Origin of the sequence: Halopseudomonas sp. MFKK-1, assembly GCF_027474385.1 — a bacterium.
GTDB classification, from domain to species: Bacteria; Pseudomonadota; Gammaproteobacteria; order Pseudomonadales; family Pseudomonadaceae; genus Halopseudomonas; species Halopseudomonas aestusnigri.
Genome location: NZ_CP114836.1, coordinates 1,927,729 through 1,947,590 on the forward strand (window position 1 = coordinate 1,927,729; position 19,862 = coordinate 1,947,590).

The following is a 19,862-nucleotide window of genomic DNA, read 5'->3' on the forward strand; positions in this document are numbered from 1 at the left end:
CCCGGAGGTACTGGCTTCGTATTGCAAAAGGTGTGTCGTATTGAACGGACGTGTTCTGTTTCTGGGTCTGATTATGCTGGCGCTGGCCGGTTGCAGTCATCTGGGCGGCGGCAAGCTCGGAGGCGCGGCCGAGACCGGGCAGGCGTCTTATTACGCGGACAAGTTCGAGCAGCGCAAGACCGCCAATGGCGAGCGCTATCGTCACGATGCGCTGACCGCAGCCCATCGCACCTTACCCTTCGGCACCCGGGTGCAGGTGACCAATCTGGATAACGGCCGATCGGTTGTGGTGCGCATCAATGACCGAGGCCCCTTCGTTCGTGGCCGGGTGATTGACCTGTCGAAGTCGGCGTTTACCCGCATCGGCCAGGTGTCGAGCGGGCTGTTGCCGGTGAAAGTGGTCGTGCTGAGCCTGCCTCCACGCTAGGCCGTCCGGCCTCGGGATGCCCTAGCTCTGCAGCGGGCGTGGGTGGGGCATGTGCAGGGACGCGACAGGTCGCGTCCGCAATGGGGGCGGCAGGTGCACGACGCCCTGGCCGGGTCGCTGGCTTAGTCGAGGACGACTGCGTGGCCATCCTTGGGATCGATACGCCCGCCGACCAGATCCTCTACCAGTGTCTTTGCCTGCTCCAGACCGGCGTGCTCGATGACGTTCAGCCACGGTGCAGACGGGTTCTGTACTCGCTCGATAAACGCCAGCTGGGCGGCGTTGAAGCGGCGGGTCACTTCTGCCGCGCCCCAGTCGGCGTTACGCTTCTTGATCTGGTAGGGCGCAAAGTACGGCTGCGGTGCGGGGCCGTGCACAGGCGTTTCGGCGGCGCTGAGGTGTTCGTGGTTCTGTGCTGATCCTGCGTAGCAGTCGTAGACCAGGCTGTCCTTGAAGTGCTCGTGAATGCGGTTGCGCAGCGCCACGTTGCCTGAGAAGTCGACATACAGCGTGGGGATGCTGGCATCGAGTTGTTCAACGTCTTCGTAGGCGACAGCCTGCTGGTAGCAGCCGAGCTGGGCGACGAAGTCGGTGTTGCCGCCGGAGGTCAGGCCAATCAGCGCCACGCTGTCGTTCTGCTCCAGGCAGAAGGCGGTGCCGTAGGCGGTCTTGCTGGAGGCGCTGGAGACGATGATCTGGCGGGCGCCGAAGAAGTTGTTGTCTTCCAGGAAGTCGGCCAGCATGAACGAGGTGATAAACAGCGGGCGCAGCAGCATCTGATAGTTCTCATCAGCGGCGCGGTAGGCGGCATCGGTGCTGATGCGCTGGTACTGGTTATAGGCCGACGTCAGCTCCAGACGGTGCGGGATGCCGTCGTAAAAGCCGCGTTCGGAAACACGTACCGGATTCATGACCACGTGCGACGCAATCGGCCAGTAGCCGTAGAAGCGTTCACCCACCGCCAGACCCTCAACTGTACTCTCGACGATCTCGGCAAAGCCCCAGGCCGGCATGTGGAACCACTCGGCCGCACCGGTGGGGAAAAAGTCCCAGTAGCGCAGGTGCGGGGTTTCGCCGAAGGCGGCGTAGGTAATGTTGTTGGTGGTCAGCGCCAGGCGGCTGATGCGCAGCAGTGCTTCGCCCGGCTTCAGCTCCGGCATCGGCTGGGTGACGACGCGAACCTGATTAAGGTCCTTCTTGTTATTTTGCAGTTGGCTGATCACAGTCATGGGCGCTCCTGAAAAGGGGTGATTCGACAGTAGGATGACTGTAGCCTGTCAGCGTGTTTACCGGGTTCGGATTCCATGACCAGCAAGAACAGCCCCGCTCAGTCTCGCAACAAGCCGCTCAAGCGCCCGACCCAGGGGCGCGCCAAGATGACGGTGCAGGCGATTTTCGATACCTATGTTCGGATTTGGCAGCGCGATGGCTGGGAGCGCGTGACGACCCGCGCGGTGGCGCTGGAGGCCGGGGTCGCGGTGGGCACCCTGTACGATTACTTTCCCAGCAAGCAGGCGCTGCACTCGGGGTATGTGCGCCACTGCATCGAGCGCCTGTTGCAGGCAATTGAGCAGCAGGCCATCGAGCCCGTCGGGCTGGTGTGGCAGGAGCGTGTCGGTCGGCTGGTGCGATTGCTTGGCGGCGTGGCTGGTGAGGCGGCCTGGTTTCATCCGCAGATGCTGGAGCTGGAGCCGGTGATTGCCGAGCAGAAGCACCAGCAGCGTGCCTATGCCGAGTTGATGAATATCTGGCAGCGGGTGCTGGAGGCCTGCCCGGACCTGCCGGTCAAGCCTTCGGTGTCACGCCTTGAGGCGCTGCATCTGATGGTCTGGGGCGCTCGGCGCTATGCCCTGTTGACGCAGTTGCCGGGTGAGCGGCTGGCGGAGCTGGTCGCCGAGCAGGAACAGGTGTGCCTGCTGGCGCTGGCATCGCTCAGCGCCGGCTCGGAATGACGTCCAGATAGTCGCGCTGGATGGCGGTTTCCAGTGCGTTGGCGGCGCTGACCAGCTCTTCGTAGGTCAGCCGGAGTTTGCGCAGCCTCTCAACCTGCTCATCGGAAGGCGCGCATCCGCCGGCTTTGCCTGCGATATCAAGCAGGCCGCACAGATAGTCCTTGCGGGCCTGGGCGACCATGTTGAGCATGGGGGTCAGCGCATCCAGACTGAGCTGCGGAATAGCCGGGTTGATGATATTGCGGTTGACTTCGCGGCGCTGCTTTTCCAGCTCAAGCAGCAGGCGGTTGCTGTCGATTGTCATGGCGTCGTGATCCTTGTTGGCGGACTTTTTTGTGATTCTAATGTGCCACTATTTGATGGCCGGGTGCTAGAGGACAATAGCATGTACAAGTTATGTTTCTTTGTGCCTGCCAGCCATGTCGAGCAGGTCAAGCAGGCAGTCTTTGCCGCGGGTGCCGGCCGGCTTGGCAATTATGACAGCTGCAGCTGGCAGGTGCTGGGGCAGGGGCAGTTCAGGCCGCTTGCGGGAAGTGAGCCCTATCTCGGCCAGACCGGCGTCGTTGAGCAGGTATCAGAGTACCGCGTGGAAACCCTGTGCGCCGGTGATTGTATCGAGGCGGTCATCGAGGCGCTGCGCCAGGCTCACCCCTACGAGGAGCCGGCGTTTGACGTCTGGCGTCTGGAGGCCCATCTGATGCAGCGGCGCTAGTTGCTGTTCAGGGCACGATCTCGACCAGCGTACCGTCGGGCACCAGCTCCCATAGTTCGCGCATTTCAGCGTTGCCGAGGGCGATGCAGCCGTTGGTCCAGTCCAGGCCCTTGAAGAACCACTCCGGGTATTGCTCGTCGATTGGCGTGCCATGAATCATGATCATGCTGCCGGGGTCGTCTATACCGGCCTCAAAGGCTGCCATGCGGTCCTTGAGGTTGGGGTAGTCCAGGTGCAGGCTGAGATTGTATTGCGGGCTCTCGTGGCGCCAGTCGATCGTATAGATGCCCTCCGGCGTGCGCTGGTCGCCCTGCTGGCGCTTGGGGCCCACCGGCTGGCGGCCAAGGGAGATGTGGTATTCATGCAGCACGCGGCCGTCGCTGATGATCTGCAGGCTGCGCTCGGCCTTCCTGATCAGTATCCGGTCGATCGGTGGCTGGCCGGCCCAGGCGCAGGAGGCAGCCAGCAGAATGCAGCCGAGGAACAGGGTGCTCAGCTTCATCGGCGGTGCTGTCCCGGGCGGTAGAGGATGTCGCGGATGCGTACCGGAAAGGCCTGCTCCTGGCGGTCAAGGAAGTACTGCTTGAGGGTCTTGCCCACGGTCGGAAAGGCCAGTTCGTCCCAGGGAATCTCGTGCTCGTGGAACAGGCGCACTTCCAGGCTTTCTTCGCCGGCGCTGAACTCCAGATCGGCCAGCTCGCCGCGGAAGAACATGTAGACCTGATTGATATGCGGCAGGTTGAACAGCATATACAACTCTTGTTGCTGAAGTCTGGCGCGGGCCTCTTCCCAGGTTTCGCGCAGGGCTGCCTCTTCGGTGGTTTCGCCGTTTTCCATGAAGCCTGCGGGCAGGGTCCAGAAACCGCGACGCGGCTCGATGGCGCGGCGACAGAGCAGTACCTGCTGGCCGTGCACCGCGAGACAGCCGGCGACGATGCGCGGGTTCTGGTAATGGATGGTCTGGCAATGGTCGCAGACGAACCGTGAACGGGTGTCCCCGTCGGGGACGCGTGCGGTGACGCCTTGACCGCACTCGCTACAGAACTTCATGACTGGCTTCCGGCTGGCTGCTGGGTAATTGGGCTCTATCTTGCTGATCGTGCGGCCTGCGGGCAAGAGCGCAGGTGGAGAAATCAGCTTGTCGATCAGCTACCTATCGCATGGTATTCACGCCATGGTGCGGCTGGTTCTGCCCTGGTGATCATGCCATCATTGACGAAATAAACGAGGATGTATGCATGCTAGACGAAATGCGCATGCGGGTGATGCAGCACACCCCTCGACAGATAACAGCGCCCGGACTGCCCGAGGCTGGTGTGCTGATTGCAATCACCTCGCAACCGCAGCCGGAAATTATTCTGACCCTGCGTTCGCAGCGCCTGTCGACCCATTCAGGCGAAGTTGCCTTCCCCGGCGGACGGCGTGACCCGGGCGATGTGGACCTGTGCTATACCGCTTTGCGCGAGGCGCATGAGGAAATCGGCCTGCTGCCGGAGCTGGTGGATGTGGTCGGCCCCATGGACTCGCTGGTCTCGCGTTTTGGAATCAAGGTCACGCCCTATGTCGGGGTTGTGCCCGACCAGTTCGAGATCATTCCCAACGCCAGTGAAATTGAAGAGGTGTTTCGCGTGCCGGTCGAGTTCTTTATGTCTGATCCGCGCGAAATGACCCACCGTATCGACTATGAAGGGCGTAGCTGGTACGTCCCCAGCTACCGTTTCAACGGCTTCAAGATCTGGGGGCTGACGGCGCTGATGCTGGTTGAATTGATGAATACCGGCTTTGACGCGGGTATCACCTTGCATACGCCCTACGACGGGCACAACAAGAATTAGGAGCACGAAGCATGAAGTACAGCCTGGGCAAGGATCGGGTAGAAATGGCGGCTGACGCCTGGATTGCCGACACCGCAGCGGTCATCGGCAAGGTCAAGCTGGAGGCTGGCGCCAACGTCTGGTTTGGTGCGGTGATTCGCGGTGATGTCGAGCAGATTACCGTCGGCGAACACAGCAATGTGCAGGACGGCGCGGTAATGCATGCCGACAGTGGCGTGCCGCTGACCCTCGGCAAAGGCATCACAGTCGGCCATAATGCGATGCTGCACGGGTGCACGGTCGGTGATTACAGCCTGATCGGCATCAACGCGGTGGTGCTCAATGGCGCGAAGATCGGTAAACACTGCATCATCGGCGCCAACAGCCTGATTCCTGAAGGCAAGGAGATCCCGGACGGTTCACTGGTCATGGGCTCCCCCGGCAAGGTGGTCAAGACGCTGAGCGATCAGCAGAAGAAGATGCTGGAACTGAGCGCCGCCCATTACGTGCAGAACGCCAAACGCTTCCGTGACGAACTCAAGATACAGGAAGACTGATGACCCGCTCTGCCCCCGTTCGCTCGCCTTGTGTCAGCATTTGTGCGCTGGACGATAACGACATCTGCACCGGGTGTCAGCGCACCGGCATGGAAATAGCCCGCTGGGGCCGGATGACCGACGAGCAGCGTCTTGAGGTGCTGGCGCGCTGCGACGAGCGTGCGCGCGGGCAGGGGCTGTGGATCGGCACGGCGACTCAATCAACTATCCAAGGTAGACAGGCATGACGGTAATCGGGACCCCCTACGCAGAAAGCGCGACGCGGGTATTGCTGCTGGGCTCGGGCGAACTGGGCAAGGAAGTGGCCATCGAGCTGCAGCGGCTGGGCTGTGAGGTTATCGCGGTAGACCGCTATCAGCACGCCCCGGCGATGCAGGTCGCGCACCGCAGCCATGTGGTCAGCATGCTGGACGGTCAGGCGCTGCGCGAGGTTATCGAAGCCGAGCAGCCCGACTACATCGTGCCGGAAATTGAAGCCATTGCGACCGCGACGCTGGTCGAGCTGGAAGCGGAAGGCTACAACGTCGTGCCGACCGCCGAGGCAGCGCGCCTGACCATGGATCGCGAGGGCATCCGCCGTCTGGCTGCGGAAACGCTGGGCCTGCCGACCTCTGCCTACCGGTTCGCGGACACGCTGGATGAATACCGTGCCGCGGTCGCTGCCATTGGCATGCCCTGCGTAGTCAAGCCGGTGATGAGTTCATCGGGCAAGGGGCAGAGTCTGGTGCGCGAGCAGGCCGATATCGACAAGGCCTGGGAGTATGCCCAGTCCGGCGGTCGTGCCGGTCAGGGTCGGGTGATCGTCGAGGGGTTTGTCGACTTTGATTATGAAATTACCTTGCTGACCGTGCGGCACATTGATGGCACCTCCTTCTGCGAGCCTATCGGCCACCGTCAGGAGGCCGGCGATTACCGCGAGTCCTGGCAGCCGCAGGTGATGAGCGAAGGGGCGCTGGCTGAGGCCAAACGGGTTGCCTCAACCATCACCGAGGCGCTTGGTGGCCGTGGTGTGTTTGGGGTCGAGCTGTTCGTCAAGGGCGATCAGGTGTGGTTCAGCGAAGTCTCTCCGCGCCCGCACGACACCGGGCTGGTAACCCTGATTTCGCAGGACCTGTCCGAGTTTGCATTGCATGCGCGGGCCATTCTCGGGCTGCCGGTTCCGGTGATTCGTCAGTTCGGCCCATCGGCATCCGCCGTCGTGCTGGTGCAGGGGCAATCAGCCAATGTCAGCTTCGGTAATCTGGGCGCGGCACTCAAGGAACCGGACACCCAGCTGCGGCTGTTCGGCAAGCCCGAGGTTGATGGGCAGCGTCGTATGGGTGTCGCGCTGGCGCGTGACGAGTCCATTGAGGCGGCTGTTGCCAAGGCGATGCGTGCGGCATCGGCGGTTGAGGTCACGCTCTGAGTCGGTGGTGGTATCTGGCGGCACCGGCCTTGCCGCTGTTGCTGCCTCAGGCAATGTGGGTCAAGCGCACGGCGCTGCGCCTGCCGGACGCGCAGCAGCCCTGGCAGGGGCTGGTGGCGGCGCCGGATGGCGCTCGGGAAAGGCCGCTGCGGTTGTTGCTGGTTGGCGAGTCCACCGTTGCCGGCGTCGGGGTCGAGTGTCAGCAGCAGGCCCTTGTCGGGCAGTTGGCCAGTCAGTTGGCTGAACAGCTTGGGCGCCCGGTGCAGTGGCAGGCGGCCGGTCGTAACGGCGCGGTGGCCGGAGACTGTCTGCAAGACCTGCTGCCTGCGGTTACCGGGCAGCAGTGGGACCTGGCGCTGATCGTGCTGGGCGTCAACGATACCACCCACCTCACTCCACGGCCGCGCTGGCGGCGTAATCTGCGGGGCCTGATCGAGCAGCTGCAAGTCTGTTCGGGGCGGGTGATGCTGACCGGCGTGCCGCCGCTGGGGCATTTCCGGGCGTTGCCCCAGCCGCTGCGCGGCTGGTTCGGGTTGCGCGCCGGGCTGATGGACGCCGATCTTCAGGCTGTCGCCCGGGACTCGGGCGCCCACTACCTGTCACTGGATCTGCCATTCGAGCCGGTTTATCTGGCCCGCGACGGCTATCACCCATCGGCGGCCGGGTATCGGCAGTGGGCGGCGGGTATCGTCCGTCAGCTGGCGCCGTCGGTGGTCTGATCCGCTTCGTCTGAGGGGCGCGGGTCGACCTGGTTCAAGGCCCGATCCCATATCCGAACGCTTTTCACCATGTTGTCCTTGGTCTGCAGAATCTCCATCCGGTAGTGGCCGGTGGTCAGGCAGACCGAGGTTTCCGGAATGGTTTCCAGCTGCTCGGTGATCACGCCGTTGAGGGTCTTGGGGCCGTCGGCAGGCAGCTTCCAGTGCAGGTGACGGTTGATGTCGCGAATCGACGCGCTGCCATCGATCACATAGGTACCATCGGCCTGCGGATGGATGTCCTGGCTCAGACTGAGCATCTCGGTGGTGAAGTCGCCGACAATTTCTTCCAGGATGTCTTCCAGCGTCACCAGGCCGATGACGTCGCCGTACTCGTCGACGACGATGGCAATCCGGCGCTTCTGTTTCTGAAAGTTGAACAGCTGGGTGTGCAGCGGTGTGCTTTCCGGGATGAAGTAGGGCTCCTTGCAGGCGCCGATCAGGGCTTCCTTGGTCAGTTCGCCGCGGCTCAGCAGGCGCGCGATCGAGCGCATGTGGACGATGCCGGTGACGTTGTTGATATCGCCCTGGTAGACCGGCAGCCGGGTGTAGTGACAGCTGCGCAGCTGGTGATTGATCGCGGCCATGTCGCTGTCCAGATCAATACCGACAGCCTCGTTGCGCGGGATCATGATGTCGTTGACCGTCATCTTCTCCAGATCAAGGATGCCCAGCAGCATGTTCTGGCGACTGCGGGTAATGCCGAGCCCGGCTTCACGCACCACCGTGCGCAGCTCCTCGGTGGTCAGCTGATCGCCATCCTTGCTGTGCGGGTTGACCCCGAGCATGCGCAAAAGCAGGTTGCTGATGGCGCTGCACACCCACACCACCGGATAGAGCAGGCGCTGCAGGCCGGACAGGATCACGCTGGCCGGGAAGGCAATCAGCTCCGGGCGCAGGGCTGCCAGGGTCTTGGGTGTGATCTCGCCGAAGATCAGCACGACCACGGTCAGGATCATGGTGGCAATCGCGATACCGGCTTCGCCCCAGACGTCCACCGCGATCACGGTGGCGATCGAGGCGGCGAGGATGTTGACGATATTGTTACCGACCAGAATGGTGCCGAGCAGTCGGTCGGGGCGCTCCAGCAGACGGGAGGCGCGGCGCGCCGCTCGGTGGCCTTCCTTGCTCAGGTGCTTCAGCCGGTAGCGGTTGAGGCTCATCATGCTGGTTTCGGAGCTGGAGAAGAACGCTGACAGCACGATCAGCACCACCAGCAGAATCAGCAGCAGGCCAGTATGGGATTCGTTCAAGGGCTAGCCTCAGGCAGGTCGTAGTATGGGTCAGGCGGCCAGCAGCAGTTCGCGTACCAGCTTGCTGCCGAAATAGGCCAGCATCAGCAACAGGAAGCCCGCCAGTGTCCAGCGGATCGCATTGCTGCCGCGCCAGCCGCGGAAGTGCCGGCCCCACAGCAGAATGCCGAACACCACCCAGGCCAGGCAGGACAGCAGAGTCTTGTGGGCCACATGCTGGGCGAACATATTCTCCAGGAAGACAAAACCTGAGATCAGCGCCAGCGTCAGCAGCACTTCACCGCACAGCAGAAACTGGAACAGCAGCTGTTCCATGGTCTGCAGCGGCGGGAAGGTGCGAATGAAACGGGTAGGGTGCTTGTGCTTGAGCTGATAGTCCTGAACAGCCAGCAGGGTGGCCTGGAAGGCGGCAATGGTAAAAATGCCGTAGGCCAGCACCGACAGCAGAATATGCACCAGCAAGCCGTCCTGGTCGGTTGCCAGTGTCGTGCCCTGTTCGGGGAAGAAGCCCGCCAGCAGGGCGGTGATCAGTGCCAGCGGATAAAGCCCCAGCAGCAGACTGGTGACTGGCGCGCGGAAACTCGACACCAGCGTGACCGCAACTACCAGCCAGGAAATCAGCGAGCCGATATTGAACAGGCCCAGGGCAAAGCCCTGCGGTGTGGTGAGCTGAATATACAGACTGACGGCGTGGGCCAGCAGGGCAACCAGCCCGATGGCGCGCAACAGACTGGCGTTGACGGCCAGACGTTTGCCGAGGCAGTGCATCTGATACAGGATGCCGCTGATATAGAAACCGGCGGCCAGCAGACTGGGGGCGAGGGCTGTCATACGTCCTTGCGAGCGATTATCAACAAAGCCGCAGTGTGGCATAAGCCGCGTCCGGGTGAAAGCGTCTGCCGGTGCTTCCCTATCCTGTGCCGGGTGCGCGGGGTATACTGCGCCGCTGAAATGGCGGCCGGGCTGAAAACGGGCCCGCCCTGGGAGAAAGCACATGTTCGAGAATCTTACCGAGCGCCTGTCGCACAGTCTGCGCGGTGTGACAGGTCAGGCCAAGCTGACTGAAGACAACATCAAGGACACCCTGCGCGAAGTGCGCATGGCGCTGCTGGAGGCTGATGTCGCGCTGCCGGTAGTCAAGACCTTCGTTGACCAGGTGCGTGAGCGCGCGGTCGGCACCGAAGTGTCGCGCAGCCTGTCGCCGGGGCAGGTCTTCGTCAAGATCGTCAAGTCCGAGCTGGAAGCGGTCATGGGGCAGTCCGAAGGGCTGAACCTGGCGGTCAGCCCGCCAGCGGTGATCCTGATGGCCGGTCTGCAGGGTGCGGGTAAGACCACCAGTGTGGCCAAACTGGCCAAGACGCTGCGTGAACGCGAGAAGAAGAAGGTCATGGTGGTCAGCGCCGACGTCTACCGTCCGGCGGCGATCAAACAGCTGGAAACGCTGGCAGCCGACGTACAGGTCGAGTTCTTCCCGTCCTCGGCTGATCAGCAGCCGGTGGCGATTGTCGAAGCGGCGATGCGTGAGGCGAAGAACCGCTTCATGGATGTGCTGATCGTCGATACCGCCGGTCGTCTGCACGTCGACGGCGAGATGATGGCCGAGATCAAGCAGGTGCACGCGGCAGCCAAGCCGGCGGAAACCCTGTTTGTGGTCGACGCCATGACCGGTCAGGATGCGGCCAACACCGCTCAGGCCTTCAACGAGGCCCTGCCGCTGACCGGGGTGATCCTGACCAAGGTCGACGGTGACGCCCGTGGCGGTGCGGCGCTGTCGGTGCGTCATATCACCGGCAAGCCGATCAAGTTCCTTGGTATGGGCGAGAAGATCGATGCCCTGGAAGTCTTCCACCCTGACCGGGTCGCCTCGCGCATCCTCGGTATGGGCGACGTGCTCAGCCTGATTGAACAGGCCGAGCAGAAGATCGACAAGGACAAGGCCGAGAAGCTTGCCAAGAAGCTGAAGAAGGGCAAGGGCTTCGATCTTGAGGACTTCCGTGATCAGCTGCAGCAGATGAACGCCATGGGCGGTCTCGGCTCGATGATGGAAAAGCTGCCGATGATGGGTGGCAAGATCAGTGCGGCGCAGATGGAAACAGCGCAGACCGAAGCGGCCAAGCAGTTCAAGCGTATGGAGGCGATCATCAACTCGATGACGCCCGCCGAGCGCCGCAATCCGGACCTCATCAGCGGCTCGCGCAAGCGTCGCATCGCGGCGGGCTCGGGTACCCAGATTCAGGACATCGGACGCCTGCTCAAGCAACACAAGCAGATGCAGAAGATGATGAAGAAGGTCACCGGCAAGGGCGGCATGGCCAAGCTGATGCGCGGTATGGGTGGCATGGGTGGCGGCGGCATGCTGCCCCCGGGTGGCGGGATGCCCCGCTTCTGAGGACTGCTCTGCACGCCGTTTTGCGGCGTGGGAGCAGGCGGCTGACCGGCGGTGCCGGTCGCTGCGGAAAAAAGAGTTTTCATTGGTCGGGATATTCCGTAGAATACGCGACCTTTCGGGCTATAGGTGTATGCGCTTTCAGCTGCACGCCCGCAAACGATTAAGTAGCGATACTCAAACACAGGAAACAATGTCGACATGGTAACCATTCGTCTTGCTCGTGGTGGCTCCAAGAAGCGCCCCTTCTATCATCTGACCGTCACCAACAGCCGCAATGCTCGCGATGGCCGTTTTGTTGAGCGGGTAGGCTTCTTCAACCCGGTAGCTACTGGCGGTGAAGTGCGTCTGTCCGTGAACGATGAGCGCGTTCAATACTGGCTGAGCCAGGGTGCGCAGCCGTCTGATCGCGTTGCAGCTCTGCTGAAGGAAGCTGGTCAGGCTGCTGCCTGATATGGCCAATACTCCTGAGCCGGCCGGGGCCCATCGGGTTGTACTCGGCAAGATCGTTTCGGTTCATGGGGTGCGTGGGGCGGTAAAGGTCTATTCCCATACCGACCCGCTGGACAACGTGCTCGACTATGCCGAGTGGTCCCTTAACCGGGGCTCCGAGCAGCGTACGGTGTCCGTCCTCGGTGGGCGCGTCCAGGGACGCGTGCTGGTGGTCAACCTCAAGGGGATCGACGACCGCAACAAGGCCGAGGAACTGGTCGATTTCGAGATCAGCATTGCGTCCGACGCATTGCCCGAGCTTGAAGATGGCGATTTTTACTGGCATCAGCTGGAAGGCCTTCAGGTTGTAAACCAGGAAGGGCAGCTGCTCGGCAAGGTGGATCACCTGCTTGAGACCGGCTCCAACGATGTCATGGTGGTCAAGCCCTGCGCAGGCAGTGTTGATCAGCGTGAACGTCTGTTGCCTTATTTGCCGGGCCAGTTTGTAATCAAGGTCGATCTGGAGACGCAAGTCATGCAGGTTGACTGGGATGCGGAGTTCTGACCGGTGTGGGCCGGTGTAGTTACCCTGTTTCCCGAGATGTTCACGGCGCTGACCGAGTCCGGTGTTACCGGCAGGGCGGTCAAGCGGGGCCAGTTGGAAGTCGCTTTCAGCAACCCGCGTGAACACGCACATGACCGTCATCGCACGGTGGATGATCGCCCCTTCGGCGGTGGTCCCGGCATGTTGATGAAGGTTGAGCCGCTGCTGGAGGCGATTGACGCCATCCGCCAGCAGGCTCCCTCCACCCCGCGGGTGATTTACCTGTCTCCGCAGGGGCAGCCTCTGACGCAGAAACGCGTCGAACAGCTGGCGCAGCTGGACAGCCTTGTGCTGTTATGCGGGCGCTACGAGGGCATCGACGAGCGCATCATTGATCGCTGCGTAGATGAGGAAATCTCCATTGGCGACTACGTGTTGTCCGGTGGCGAACTGGGAGCCATGGTGCTCCTGGACGCGGTGACCCGCTTGATTCCCGGTGTATTGGGGCATGCGGATTCCGCGGTAGAAGATTCCTTTTCGGCGGGATGGCTCGATTGCCCACATTACACCCGGCCGGAAGAGTTTGATGGGCAGCGCGTTCCGGAGGTGCTGCTCAGCGGTAACCATGAACTGATCCGGCGCTGGCGCCTCAAACAGTCTTTGGGTCGTACCTGGCAACGTCGGCCAGAGTTGCTCGAAGAGCTGGAGTTGAGCAAAGAACAGCAACAGCTGTTGGCGGAATATATCCGCGAGCAGGCAACCGATAACCATTGATACAGGTCCGACGGCCTGTGCAGGAGAAGCAAGATGTCCAATATTATTGCCCAGCTTGAAGCTGAACAGATGTCCAAGGAAATCCCCGCGTTCGCACCGGGTGATACCGTAATCGTCCAGGTCAAGGTTAAGGAAGGCGATCGCTCCCGTCTGCAGGCCTTCGAAGGCGTGGTTATCGGCAAGCGTAACCGTGGTCTGAACTCGGCTTTCACCGTTCGCAAGATCTCCAGCGGTGTTGGCGTTGAGCGTACGTTCCAGACCTACTCTCCGCTGATCGACAGCATCTCTGTCAAGCGTCGCGGTGACGTTCGCAAGGCCAAGCTGTACTACCTGCGTGCTCTGTCTGGTAAGGCAGCTCGCATCAAGGAAAAGCTGTCCTGATCGGACAACTGACCAACAAAAAAGCAGCCTGAGGGCTGCTTTTTTGTGCCTGAGTGTTTTTAATCGACGAATCGCCCGTCCACTCGAGTCAAATCCATGCCTGATGTTGCGCCGATGCCGGTCAGTGACGCGGATCAGCAGCTGATCGATCAATTCCTTGACAGCCTGTGGCTGGAAAAGGGGTTGTCGAAGCACACCTGCAGCGCCTATCGCACCGATCTGCGTACGCTGGCCGGTTGGCTGGGGCAGCGTCGCAGCCGGCTGCTGCAGCTGTCGCGCGCCGATCTGATGGCGCACCTGGGCTGGCGGCTTGGCGCCGGCTATCAGGCGCGTTCCAGTGCCCGGCTGCTGTCCTGTGTGCGAAGTTTCTACCGCTACTTGCTGCGTCAGCAGTTGATCGCCGACGACCCGACCCGGGATGTTGCCATGCCGAAGATCGGCAGGCCGCTGCCCAAGTCGCTCAGTGAGGCCGACGTTGAGCGCCTGCTGTCCGCACCGGACAGCGAAGACACTCTGGGGTTGCGGGACCGTTGCATGCTGGAAGTGCTGTATGCCACCGGATTGCGGGTCAGTGAGCTGGTCGGCTTGCGGCTCGATCAGTTGAACCTGCGTCAGGGTGTGGTGCGGGTGACTGGCAAGGGCAGCAAGGAACGTCTGGTCCCTTTGGGGGAAGAGGCGATGCGCTGGCTGGAGCAATATCTTGATACGGCACGTGCGGCACTATTGGCAGGCAAGCCGAGTGATGTACTGTTTCCCAGCAGGCTGGGGCAGATGATGACGCGTCAGACATTCTGGCACAGGGTCAAGCTGCATGCCCTTGCGGCCGGCATTCGCAGCGAGCTGTCTCCGCACACCCTGCGCCACGCCTTTGCTACCCATCTGCTCAATCACGGGGCGGACTTGCGGGTAGTGCAGATGCTGCTGGGGCACAGTGATCTGTCGACAACCCAGATCTATACCCATATTGCCCGGCAGCGCCTGCATGATCTGCATGCCCAGCATCATCCCCGAGGGTGACAGCATCCGGGTTGCGCCGAACATCCCGCAGGGCGCGTGGAATTGGTCAGTGCTTCCTTTATTCGTGGTAAGCTTTGCGGTCTTCAAAAGGAGTGGACTATGCGACTGAAAATCGGCCTGGCCGCCATACTGGCCCTGGCGGCGACACAGGTCATGGCGAATCCGGATCAGGCTATTCGGGACGCTCTGAAGACAATGAATTTCAATGTGCCGGTCAAGACGGTGAGCGAGTCTCCCGTGGCCGGTCTATACAGCGTTGAGCTGGAAAGCGGTCGAGTGCTCTACGCCTCGGCGGACGGCAAGTACTTTGTCCAGGGCTCGCTGATCGAGGTCAACGACGGCAAGCCACGTAACCTTACCTCCATCGCCGAAGCGCGTAACATCGGCGCGGTCATCAACGGGCTGCCGCAGCAGGAGCTGATCGTGTTTGCGCCCGAGCAGCCCAAGACCCATATCACGGTATTTACCGATGTGGATTGCGGTTACTGCCGCAAGCTGCACAACGAGGTGCAGCAGCTCAATGATCTGGGTATCGAGGTGCGCTATGCTGCCTTCCCGCGCGGCGGAATGCAGTCCCGTGCTGCCAGTGTCATGCAGTCGGTCTGGTGTTCGGACGACCGCAAGGCGGCGCTGACGGCTGCCAAGCAGGGTGACGAGGTCGCGCCAGCCAGCTGTGAGAATCCTGTTGAGCGCCAGTTCGAGCTGGGTCAGCAGGTGGGTGTGCAGGGTACACCGGCCATTTTCATGGCCAACGGGGTGTTGATCCCGGGGTATCAGCCGGCGGCGCAGCTGGCCGCTATCGCGCTGGAGAATCAGTAACAGCCGTGCCGACGGGCAGATCGTCGGCGCGTTTTCATGTAATCGACTAACAACCAGGTAGGGACCAAAGTTTGAAACCGGTCAAAGTAGGTATTTGTGGATTGGGCACCGTCGGCGGTGGCACCTTCAATGTTCTGCAGCGCAACGCGACGGAAATTGCCCGGCGTGCTGGGCGCGGCATTGAGGTCGCCCAGATTGCAACCCGGCACCCCAACCCGGCCTGCAACCTGGGCATGACCCCGGTGACCGACGACGTTTTCGAGCTGGTCAACAATCCCGAGATCGACATCATCGTCGAGCTGATCGGCGGCTACACCCTGGCCAAGGATGTGGTACTCAAGGCGATCGAGAACGGCAAACACGTGGTGACTGCCAACAAGGCGCTGATTGCCGTGCACGGCAACGAGATCTTCGCTGCTGCCAGCGCCAAGGGCGTGATGGTTGCGTTCGAGGCCTCGGTTGCCGGCGGTATCCCGATTATCAAGGCGCTGCGTGAAGGTTTGGCCGCCAACCGCATTGACTGGGTTGCCGGTATCATCAACGGCACTGGCAACTTCATCCTGACTGAAATGCGCGACAAGGGGCGTACCTTCGAGGACGTTCTGGCTGAAGCGCAGGCGCTGGGTTATGCCGAGGCTGATCCGACCTTCGACGTCGAGGGTATTGATGCCGCGCACAAGCTGACCATTCTGGCCTCCATTGCCTTTGGTATCCCGCTGCAGTTCGACAAGGCCTACACCGAAGGGATCACCAAGCTGACCACTGCCGACGTAAATTACGCCGAAGCGCTGGGCTACCGTATCAAGCATCTGGGCGTGGCGCGCCGCACTGAAAACGGCGTCGAGTTGCGCGTGCACCCGACCCTGATCCCGGCTGATCGCCTGATCGCCAACGTCAATGGCGTGATGAACGCTGTCATGGTTCACGGTGATGCTGTTGGTTCGACGCTGTACTACGGCGCCGGCGCCGGCGCCGAGCCGACTGCTTCCGCCGTTGTTGCCGACATCATCGACGTGGTCCGCACCCTGACCACCGACCCGACCAACCGCGTTCCACACCTGGCGTTCCAGGCTGATGCGCTGTCGGATCTGCCGGTTCTGCCGGTTGACGAGGTCGAAACCGCCTACTACCTGCGCCTGCACGCGCAGGACCGCCCGGGCGTGCTGGCCAAGGTCGCGACCATCCTGTCCGAGCGTGGCATCAACATCGAATCGATCATGCAGAAGGACGTGGAAGAGCAGGACGGCTTGGTGCCGATGATTCTGCTGACTCACCGCGTACGCGAGCAGAACATGAACGATGCGATTGCCGCGCTGGAGTCGCTCGAGGATATCGCCGGCCCGCTGATGCGGATCCGCGTGGAACAACTGGACTAATCCAGCGGCAAGCGACAAGCGGCAAGCGGCAAGCAACCCAGGTGGTGCTTGCGGCTTGTTGCTTGCGGCTTGCAGCTCAAACCGAAGGTTTGCCGATATGCGTTATATCAGTACCCGTGGCCAGGCTCCGGCCCTGAATTTCGAAGACGTGCTGCTGGCCGGTCTGGCCTCTGACGGCGGTCTGTATGTGCCAGAGAACCTGCCGCGTTTCACCCAGGAGCAGATCGCATCCTGGGGCGGTCTGCCGTACCACGAGCTGGCGTTCAACGTGATGCGCCCGTTCGTCACTGGCAGCATTCCGGACGCCGATTTCAAACAGATTCTGCAGGACACCTACGGCGTCTTTGAGCACAAGGCAGTTGCCCCGCTGCGTCAGCTGGACAGCAACGAGTGGGTGATGGAGCTGTTCCACGGCCCGACCCTGGCGTTCAAGGACTTTGCCCTGCAGCTGCTGGGCCGTTTGCTCGACTATTTCCTGGTCAAGCGTGGCGAGCGCGTGGTGATCATGGGCGCCACCTCTGGTGATACCGGTTCGGCGGCTATTGAGGGATGCAAAGCCTGCGAGAACGTCGACATCTTCATCATGCACCCGCACAACCGGGTGTCCGAGGTGCAGCGTCGCCAGATGACCAGCATCCTTGGCGACAACATCCACAACATCGCCATCGAAGGCAACTTCGACGACTGTCAGGAGATGGTCAAGGCCAGTTTCGCCGACCAGGGTTTCCTCAAGGGCACCCGTCTGGTCGCGGTTAACTCGATCAACTGGGCGCGCATCATGGCGCAGATCGTCTACTACTTTCACGCTGCCCTGCAGCTGGGTGGTCCGGCGCGCTCGATGGCGTTCTCGGTGCCGACCGGCAACTTCGGCGACATCTTCGCCGGTTACCTGGCGCGCAATATGGGCCTGCCGATCAGCCAGTTGATCGTTGCTACCAATCGCAACGACATCCTGCACCGCTTCATGAGCGGCAATCACTACGACAAGGACACCCTGCACCCGTCGCTGTCGCCGTCGATGGACATCATGGTGTCGTCCAACTTCGAGCGCCTGCTGTTCGATCTGCACGGTCGTAACGGTGCGCTGGTAGCCAAGCTGATGGATGACTTCAAGGTCAGTGGCAAACTGTCTGTTGAAGATGATCGCTGGACCGAGGCGCGCAAGCTGTTTGATTCGCTGGCGGTTGACGACGAAGGCACCTGTGCAACCATCGCCGAGGTATTCGCGCAGTGCGGCGAAGTGCTGGACCCGCACACCGCCATCGGCGTGCGTGCAGCCCGCGAATGTCGTCGCTCGCTGTCGACGCCGATGATCACCCTTGGGACTGCGCACCCGGTCAAGTTCCCGGATGCGGTCCGTCAGGCTGGCGTTGGCGAAGCATTGCACCTGCCGGCGCATCTGAGCGATCTGTTCGAGCGCGAAGAGCGTTGCACCGTGTTGCCGAACAGTCTGGCTGACGTGCAGGCCTTTGTTGCCGCGCACGGCAATCGCGGCAAGCCGCTCTAAGCTGAGCTGCTGACACAACAACGGCGCCCCTGGGCGCCGTTGTTGTTTGTGCGTTACTCGACCCGGCTCAGGGTCACATCAATATTGCCGCGGGTGGCGTTGGAGTAGGGGCAGACCTGATGGGCGCGCTCAATCAGCTGCTCGGCTTGCTCTGCAGGCATGCCCGGCAGGCTGATGCGCAGTTCGACTTCAATGCCGAAGCCCTGCGGAATCTGACCGATACCGACCACCCCCTCAACCGACGCATCAGCCGGCATGGGCAGCTTGTCGCGGCCTGCGACAAACTTCATCGCACCAATGAAACAGGCCGAATAGCCTGCAGCAAACAGCTGCTCCGGGTTGGTGCCCTGACCACCTGCGCCGCCCAACTCCCTTGGCGTAGTCAATTCGATATCCAGTACACCGTCGGAGGAAATGGCACGACCGTCACGGCCACCGGTAGCTTCTGCAGAAGCGCGATAGATAACCTGTTCAATGGACATAAGGAGTCTCCGGTAATGAAAATATAGATTGCATGCAATTAAGTTTTGCATGCTAACACAATGTAGATTGTGTGCAATGTTATTTTTGGCCGGTTTGTCCTCCGCCATATCGTGAAACATCCTCACCTGCTTTGTTGTAGGTGTGTTTTTTCATTTCTGGCATGCTGATTCACTTTGAAGTTGTCGGAGGCTCCTCCTGTGCTGCGCTCTGTCCTTGCTGTTTGCCTGCTGCTGCTGATGTCTCTGGCGCGTGCCGAGACCGCTGTGCCGGTGCGGGTTGCGACCACTACGCTGCAGCCGCTGGTGGAGGTGGTGCCGGTCAGCGGCAGTGTCTCCACGGCGCGGGTGGCTACGTTGTCTGCGGAAGTGGAGGGACGGGTTTCCGGGCTGCCGGTGGAGGAGGGCCAGCGGATTGAGAAGGGCGCGCTGTTGATGACGCTGGATGACGAGCTTGTACAGCGTGATCTGGATCGCGACCGGGCCGAGGTTGCGCGTCTGGGCAGCACGCTTGATGACGCGCAGCGGCGGCTCAGCGAGGCCAGTACGCTGGCAGAGCGCCGCAGTATTGCCGCCAGCGAGGTGCGCGGCCTGGAAGCCGCCGTTGCGCAGGCCGATGCGGCGTTGGCGGGGGCGCGTGCCGGCCTGCAACGGCGAGAGGCGCTGGCGCGCCGGCACCGGCTGGAGGCTCCCTTCAGTGGCGTGATCAGTCGACGCCTGACTGAGCTGGGCGAGTGGGTCGAGCCCGGGACCGGGGTGCTGGAGTTGATCACCCTGCAGCAGCTTCGCGCCGACCTTCAGGTGCCGCAGCGCTTCTATGCCCGTGCCGAGCCAGGCAGTCGGGTCGAGTTGCAGTTCGAGGGTCACCCCGGAGAAGATTTTGTGTTGCCGGTAACCGCGCGCATCCCGTTAAGCAGTCAGCAGGCGCGCACCTTTTTGCTGCGTATTGCTCTGCCCGACGATATTGCTGGCCTGATTCCCGGGATGTCGGTTCAGGGCGAGCTGTTGCTGGATCAGCAGCAACAGGGCGTCGTAGTCTCCCGCGATGCGCTGCTTAGGCAGGTTGACGGCCGCGTGGCTGTTTGGCGGGCCGTCAACGAAGCAGGCCAGTGGCGGGCCCGGGAGCAGCAGGTCCGGTCCGGACTGGCATTTGACGGGGTGGTCGAGGTGCGAGAGGGCCTGGAGGCCGGAGAGCTGGTAGTCGTTGAAGGTAACGAGAGCCTGCGCGAAGGGCAGTTGCTCAACCTGCTCAACCACGAGGCCGACTGA

25 protein-coding genes are annotated in these 19,862 nt (G+C 61.8%); 18 read left to right on the top strand and 7 right to left on the bottom strand.

Annotation, left to right across the window (positions count from 1 at the left end; all coding sequences use genetic code 11):
* The first annotated feature begins 73 nt into the window (after positions 1 to 73).
* Positions 74 to 427, top strand: a complete 354-nt coding sequence (locus O5O48_RS09005) for a septal ring lytic transglycosylase RlpA family protein (protein WP_228245344.1) — start codon at positions 74 to 76, stop codon at positions 425 to 427.
* 122 nt (positions 428 to 549) lie between these two features.
* On the opposite strand, the gene O5O48_RS09010 is transcribed toward O5O48_RS09005, so the two are convergent.
* The gene (locus O5O48_RS09010) at positions 550 to 1,656 is read right to left on the bottom strand and encodes a DUF2855 family protein (protein WP_269686806.1); all 1,107 of its coding nucleotides are present in this window, start codon (positions 1,654 to 1,656) and stop codon (positions 550 to 552) included.
* Between the two features lie 75 nt (positions 1,657 to 1,731).
* On the opposite strand from O5O48_RS09010, the gene O5O48_RS09015 reads away from it, so the two are divergent.
* Entirely contained in the window at positions 1,732 to 2,379 is a 648-nt protein-coding gene (locus tag O5O48_RS09015) for a TetR/AcrR family transcriptional regulator (RefSeq protein WP_269686807.1), read from the top strand.
* On the opposite strand, the gene O5O48_RS09020 is transcribed toward O5O48_RS09015, so the two are convergent.
* Entirely contained in the window at positions 2,360 to 2,683 is a 324-nt protein-coding gene (locus O5O48_RS09020) for a hypothetical protein (protein ID WP_269686808.1), read from the bottom strand. The two genes, O5O48_RS09015 and O5O48_RS09020, sit on opposite strands and share 20 nt — an antisense overlap.
* 81 nt (positions 2,684 to 2,764) lie before the next feature.
* Between O5O48_RS09020 and O5O48_RS09025 the strand changes: the two genes are divergently transcribed.
* Complete coding sequence (locus O5O48_RS09025) at positions 2,765 to 3,091, top strand: Nif3-like dinuclear metal center hexameric protein (protein ID WP_088273271.1); 327 nt, start codon at positions 2,765 to 2,767, stop codon at positions 3,089 to 3,091.
* 7 nt (positions 3,092 to 3,098) lie between these two features.
* Here the strand turns inward: O5O48_RS09025 and O5O48_RS09030 are convergent, their stop codons facing one another.
* Both O5O48_RS09030 and O5O48_RS09035 read right to left on the bottom strand, forming a co-directional pair.
* Positions 3,099 to 3,593 carry a L,D-transpeptidase family protein gene (locus O5O48_RS09030; protein WP_269686809.1) on the bottom strand — a complete coding sequence of 165 codons (495 nt, stop codon included), beginning with the start codon at positions 3,591 to 3,593 and terminating at the stop codon, positions 3,099 to 3,101.
* Positions 3,590 to 4,141, bottom strand: coding sequence for an NUDIX hydrolase (locus O5O48_RS09035; protein ID WP_088273273.1), 552 nt, complete (start codon positions 4,139 to 4,141; stop codon positions 3,590 to 3,592). Before O5O48_RS09035 ends, O5O48_RS09030 begins: the two co-directional genes overlap by 4 nt.
* 188 nt (positions 4,142 to 4,329) lie before the next feature.
* On the opposite strand from O5O48_RS09035, the gene O5O48_RS09040 reads away from it, so the two are divergent.
* The 5 genes from O5O48_RS09040 to O5O48_RS09060 are packed head-to-tail and all read left to right on the top strand — an operon-like array spanning position 4,330 to position 7,586.
* A complete protein-coding gene (locus tag O5O48_RS09040; protein WP_228245072.1) occupies positions 4,330 to 4,926 on the top strand; it encodes an NUDIX hydrolase in 597 nt (198 codons plus the stop codon).
* 11 nt (positions 4,927 to 4,937) lie between these two features.
* Entirely contained in the window at positions 4,938 to 5,462 is a 525-nt protein-coding gene (locus O5O48_RS09045) for a gamma carbonic anhydrase family protein (protein WP_088273275.1), read from the top strand.
* Positions 5,462 to 5,689, top strand: coding sequence for a DUF1289 domain-containing protein (locus O5O48_RS09050; RefSeq protein ID WP_269686810.1), 228 nt, complete (start codon positions 5,462 to 5,464; stop codon positions 5,687 to 5,689). The genes O5O48_RS09045 and O5O48_RS09050 overlap by 1 nt, the downstream gene beginning before the upstream one ends.
* Positions 5,686 to 6,867, top strand: coding sequence for a formate-dependent phosphoribosylglycinamide formyltransferase (gene purT / locus O5O48_RS09055; RefSeq protein ID WP_269686811.1), 1,182 nt, complete (start codon positions 5,686 to 5,688; stop codon positions 6,865 to 6,867). Before O5O48_RS09050 ends, purT begins: the two co-directional genes overlap by 4 nt.
* Positions 6,868 to 6,896: 29 nt before the next feature.
* Positions 6,897 to 7,586 (top strand): SGNH/GDSL hydrolase family protein, encoded by a 690-nt coding sequence (locus tag O5O48_RS09060; RefSeq protein ID WP_373314998.1) that lies wholly within the window; start codon positions 6,897 to 6,899, stop codon positions 7,584 to 7,586.
* On the opposite strand, the gene O5O48_RS09065 is transcribed toward O5O48_RS09060, so the two are convergent.
* Positions 7,562 to 8,878 carry an HlyC/CorC family transporter gene (locus O5O48_RS09065; RefSeq protein WP_228245076.1) on the bottom strand — a complete coding sequence of 439 codons (1,317 nt, stop codon included), beginning with the start codon at positions 8,876 to 8,878 and terminating at the stop codon, positions 7,562 to 7,564. The two genes, O5O48_RS09060 and O5O48_RS09065, sit on opposite strands and share 25 nt — an antisense overlap.
* Before the next feature lie 30 nt (positions 8,879 to 8,908).
* On the bottom strand, positions 8,909 to 9,709 hold the full coding sequence (locus tag O5O48_RS09070; RefSeq protein ID WP_373314997.1) for a cytochrome C assembly family protein: 801 nt from the start codon (positions 9,707 to 9,709) through the stop codon (positions 8,909 to 8,911).
* Positions 9,710 to 9,872: 163 nt separating this feature from the next.
* On the opposite strand from O5O48_RS09070, the gene ffh reads away from it, so the two are divergent.
* The 9 genes from ffh (at position 9,873) to thrC (ending at position 18,114) form a co-directional block, all read left to right on the top strand.
* A complete protein-coding gene (ffh, locus tag O5O48_RS09075; protein WP_269686812.1) occupies positions 9,873 to 11,267 on the top strand; it encodes a signal recognition particle protein in 1,395 nt (464 codons plus the stop codon).
* A 198-nt stretch (positions 11,268 to 11,465) separates the two neighbouring features.
* Positions 11,466 to 11,717, top strand: a complete 252-nt coding sequence (gene rpsP, locus O5O48_RS09080) for a 30S ribosomal protein S16 (protein WP_088273282.1) — start codon at positions 11,466 to 11,468, stop codon at positions 11,715 to 11,717.
* A gap of 1 nt (position 11,718) precedes the next feature.
* Positions 11,719 to 12,261 (top strand): ribosome maturation factor RimM, encoded by a 543-nt coding sequence (gene rimM, locus O5O48_RS09085; protein ID WP_228245077.1) that lies wholly within the window; start codon positions 11,719 to 11,721, stop codon positions 12,259 to 12,261.
* A gap of 36 nt (positions 12,262 to 12,297) precedes the next feature.
* Complete coding sequence (trmD, locus tag O5O48_RS09090) at positions 12,298 to 13,014, top strand: tRNA (guanosine(37)-N1)-methyltransferase TrmD (protein WP_233049894.1); 717 nt, start codon at positions 12,298 to 12,300, stop codon at positions 13,012 to 13,014.
* Between the two features lie 33 nt (positions 13,015 to 13,047).
* Positions 13,048 to 13,395 carry a 50S ribosomal protein L19 gene (rplS, locus tag O5O48_RS09095; protein WP_088273285.1) on the top strand — a complete coding sequence of 116 codons (348 nt, stop codon included), beginning with the start codon at positions 13,048 to 13,050 and terminating at the stop codon, positions 13,393 to 13,395.
* A gap of 96 nt (positions 13,396 to 13,491) precedes the next feature.
* Positions 13,492 to 14,412: a site-specific tyrosine recombinase XerD gene (xerD, locus tag O5O48_RS09100; protein ID WP_434006940.1), complete on the top strand. Its 921-nt coding sequence runs from the start codon at positions 13,492 to 13,494 to the stop codon at positions 14,410 to 14,412.
* A gap of 99 nt (positions 14,413 to 14,511) precedes the next feature.
* Positions 14,512 to 15,231: a bifunctional protein-disulfide isomerase/oxidoreductase DsbC gene (dsbC, locus tag O5O48_RS09105; protein WP_269686813.1), complete on the top strand. Its 720-nt coding sequence runs from the start codon at positions 14,512 to 14,514 to the stop codon at positions 15,229 to 15,231.
* A gap of 71 nt (positions 15,232 to 15,302) precedes the next feature.
* Positions 15,303 to 16,607: a homoserine dehydrogenase gene (locus O5O48_RS09110; RefSeq protein WP_228245080.1), complete on the top strand. Its 1,305-nt coding sequence runs from the start codon at positions 15,303 to 15,305 to the stop codon at positions 16,605 to 16,607.
* A 97-nt stretch (positions 16,608 to 16,704) separates the two neighbouring features.
* Positions 16,705 to 18,114: a threonine synthase gene (gene thrC, locus O5O48_RS09115; RefSeq protein WP_269686814.1), complete on the top strand. Its 1,410-nt coding sequence runs from the start codon at positions 16,705 to 16,707 to the stop codon at positions 18,112 to 18,114.
* A gap of 53 nt (positions 18,115 to 18,167) precedes the next feature.
* Here thrC and O5O48_RS09120 read toward each other — a convergent pair whose 3' ends face one another.
* The gene (locus O5O48_RS09120) at positions 18,168 to 18,596 is read right to left on the bottom strand and encodes an organic hydroperoxide resistance protein (RefSeq protein WP_228245082.1); all 429 of its coding nucleotides are present in this window, start codon (positions 18,594 to 18,596) and stop codon (positions 18,168 to 18,170) included.
* Positions 18,597 to 18,794: 198 nt separating this feature from the next.
* On the opposite strand from O5O48_RS09120, the gene O5O48_RS09125 reads away from it, so the two are divergent.
* Entirely contained in the window at positions 18,795 to 19,862 is a 1,068-nt protein-coding gene (locus tag O5O48_RS09125; protein ID WP_228245083.1) for an efflux RND transporter periplasmic adaptor subunit, read from the top strand.

What these genes read in the sequence shown, in the direction of transcription:
- rpsP (WP_088273282.1), top strand. Translation starts at nt 11,466, where the DNA reads ATGGTAACCATTCGTCTTGCTCGTGGTGGCTCCAAGAAGCGCCCCTTC.
- ffh (WP_269686812.1), top strand. Translation starts at nt 9,873, where the DNA reads ATGTTCGAGAATCTTACCGAGCGCCTGTCGCACAGTCTGCGCGGTGTG.
- trmD (WP_233049894.1), top strand. Translation starts at nt 12,298, where the DNA reads ATGTTCACGGCGCTGACCGAGTCCGGTGTTACCGGCAGGGCGGTCAAG.
- O5O48_RS09120 (WP_228245082.1), bottom strand. Translation starts at nt 18,596, where the DNA reads ATGTCCATTGAACAGGTTATCTATCGCGCTTCTGCAGAAGCTACCGGT.
- O5O48_RS09005 (WP_228245344.1), top strand. Translation starts at nt 74, where the DNA reads ATGCTGGCGCTGGCCGGTTGCAGTCATCTGGGCGGCGGCAAGCTCGGA.
- O5O48_RS09020 (WP_269686808.1), bottom strand. Translation starts at nt 2,683, where the DNA reads ATGACAATCGACAGCAACCGCCTGCTGCTTGAGCTGGAAAAGCAGCGC.
- thrC (WP_269686814.1), top strand. Translation starts at nt 16,705, where the DNA reads ATGCGTTATATCAGTACCCGTGGCCAGGCTCCGGCCCTGAATTTCGAA.
- O5O48_RS09045 (WP_088273275.1), top strand. Translation starts at nt 4,938, where the DNA reads ATGAAGTACAGCCTGGGCAAGGATCGGGTAGAAATGGCGGCTGACGCC.
- O5O48_RS09015 (WP_269686807.1), top strand. Translation starts at nt 1,732, where the DNA reads ATGACCAGCAAGAACAGCCCCGCTCAGTCTCGCAACAAGCCGCTCAAG.
- O5O48_RS09050 (WP_269686810.1), top strand. Translation starts at nt 5,462, where the DNA reads ATGACCCGCTCTGCCCCCGTTCGCTCGCCTTGTGTCAGCATTTGTGCG.
- O5O48_RS09070 (WP_373314997.1), bottom strand. Translation starts at nt 9,709, where the DNA reads ATGACAGCCCTCGCCCCCAGTCTGCTGGCCGCCGGTTTCTATATCAGC.
- purT (WP_269686811.1), top strand. Translation starts at nt 5,686, where the DNA reads ATGACGGTAATCGGGACCCCCTACGCAGAAAGCGCGACGCGGGTATTG.
- rplS (WP_088273285.1), top strand. Translation starts at nt 13,048, where the DNA reads ATGTCCAATATTATTGCCCAGCTTGAAGCTGAACAGATGTCCAAGGAA.
- O5O48_RS09040 (WP_228245072.1), top strand. Translation starts at nt 4,330, where the DNA reads ATGCTAGACGAAATGCGCATGCGGGTGATGCAGCACACCCCTCGACAG.
- rimM (WP_228245077.1), top strand. Translation starts at nt 11,719, where the DNA reads ATGGCCAATACTCCTGAGCCGGCCGGGGCCCATCGGGTTGTACTCGGC.
- O5O48_RS09030 (WP_269686809.1), bottom strand. Translation starts at nt 3,593, where the DNA reads ATGAAGCTGAGCACCCTGTTCCTCGGCTGCATTCTGCTGGCTGCCTCC.
- O5O48_RS09025 (WP_088273271.1), top strand. Translation starts at nt 2,765, where the DNA reads ATGTACAAGTTATGTTTCTTTGTGCCTGCCAGCCATGTCGAGCAGGTC.
- O5O48_RS09010 (WP_269686806.1), bottom strand. Translation starts at nt 1,656, where the DNA reads ATGACTGTGATCAGCCAACTGCAAAATAACAAGAAGGACCTTAATCAG.
- dsbC (WP_269686813.1), top strand. Translation starts at nt 14,512, where the DNA reads ATGCGACTGAAAATCGGCCTGGCCGCCATACTGGCCCTGGCGGCGACA.
- xerD (WP_434006940.1), top strand. Translation starts at nt 13,492, where the DNA reads ATGCCTGATGTTGCGCCGATGCCGGTCAGTGACGCGGATCAGCAGCTG.
- O5O48_RS09035 (WP_088273273.1), bottom strand. Translation starts at nt 4,141, where the DNA reads ATGAAGTTCTGTAGCGAGTGCGGTCAAGGCGTCACCGCACGCGTCCCC.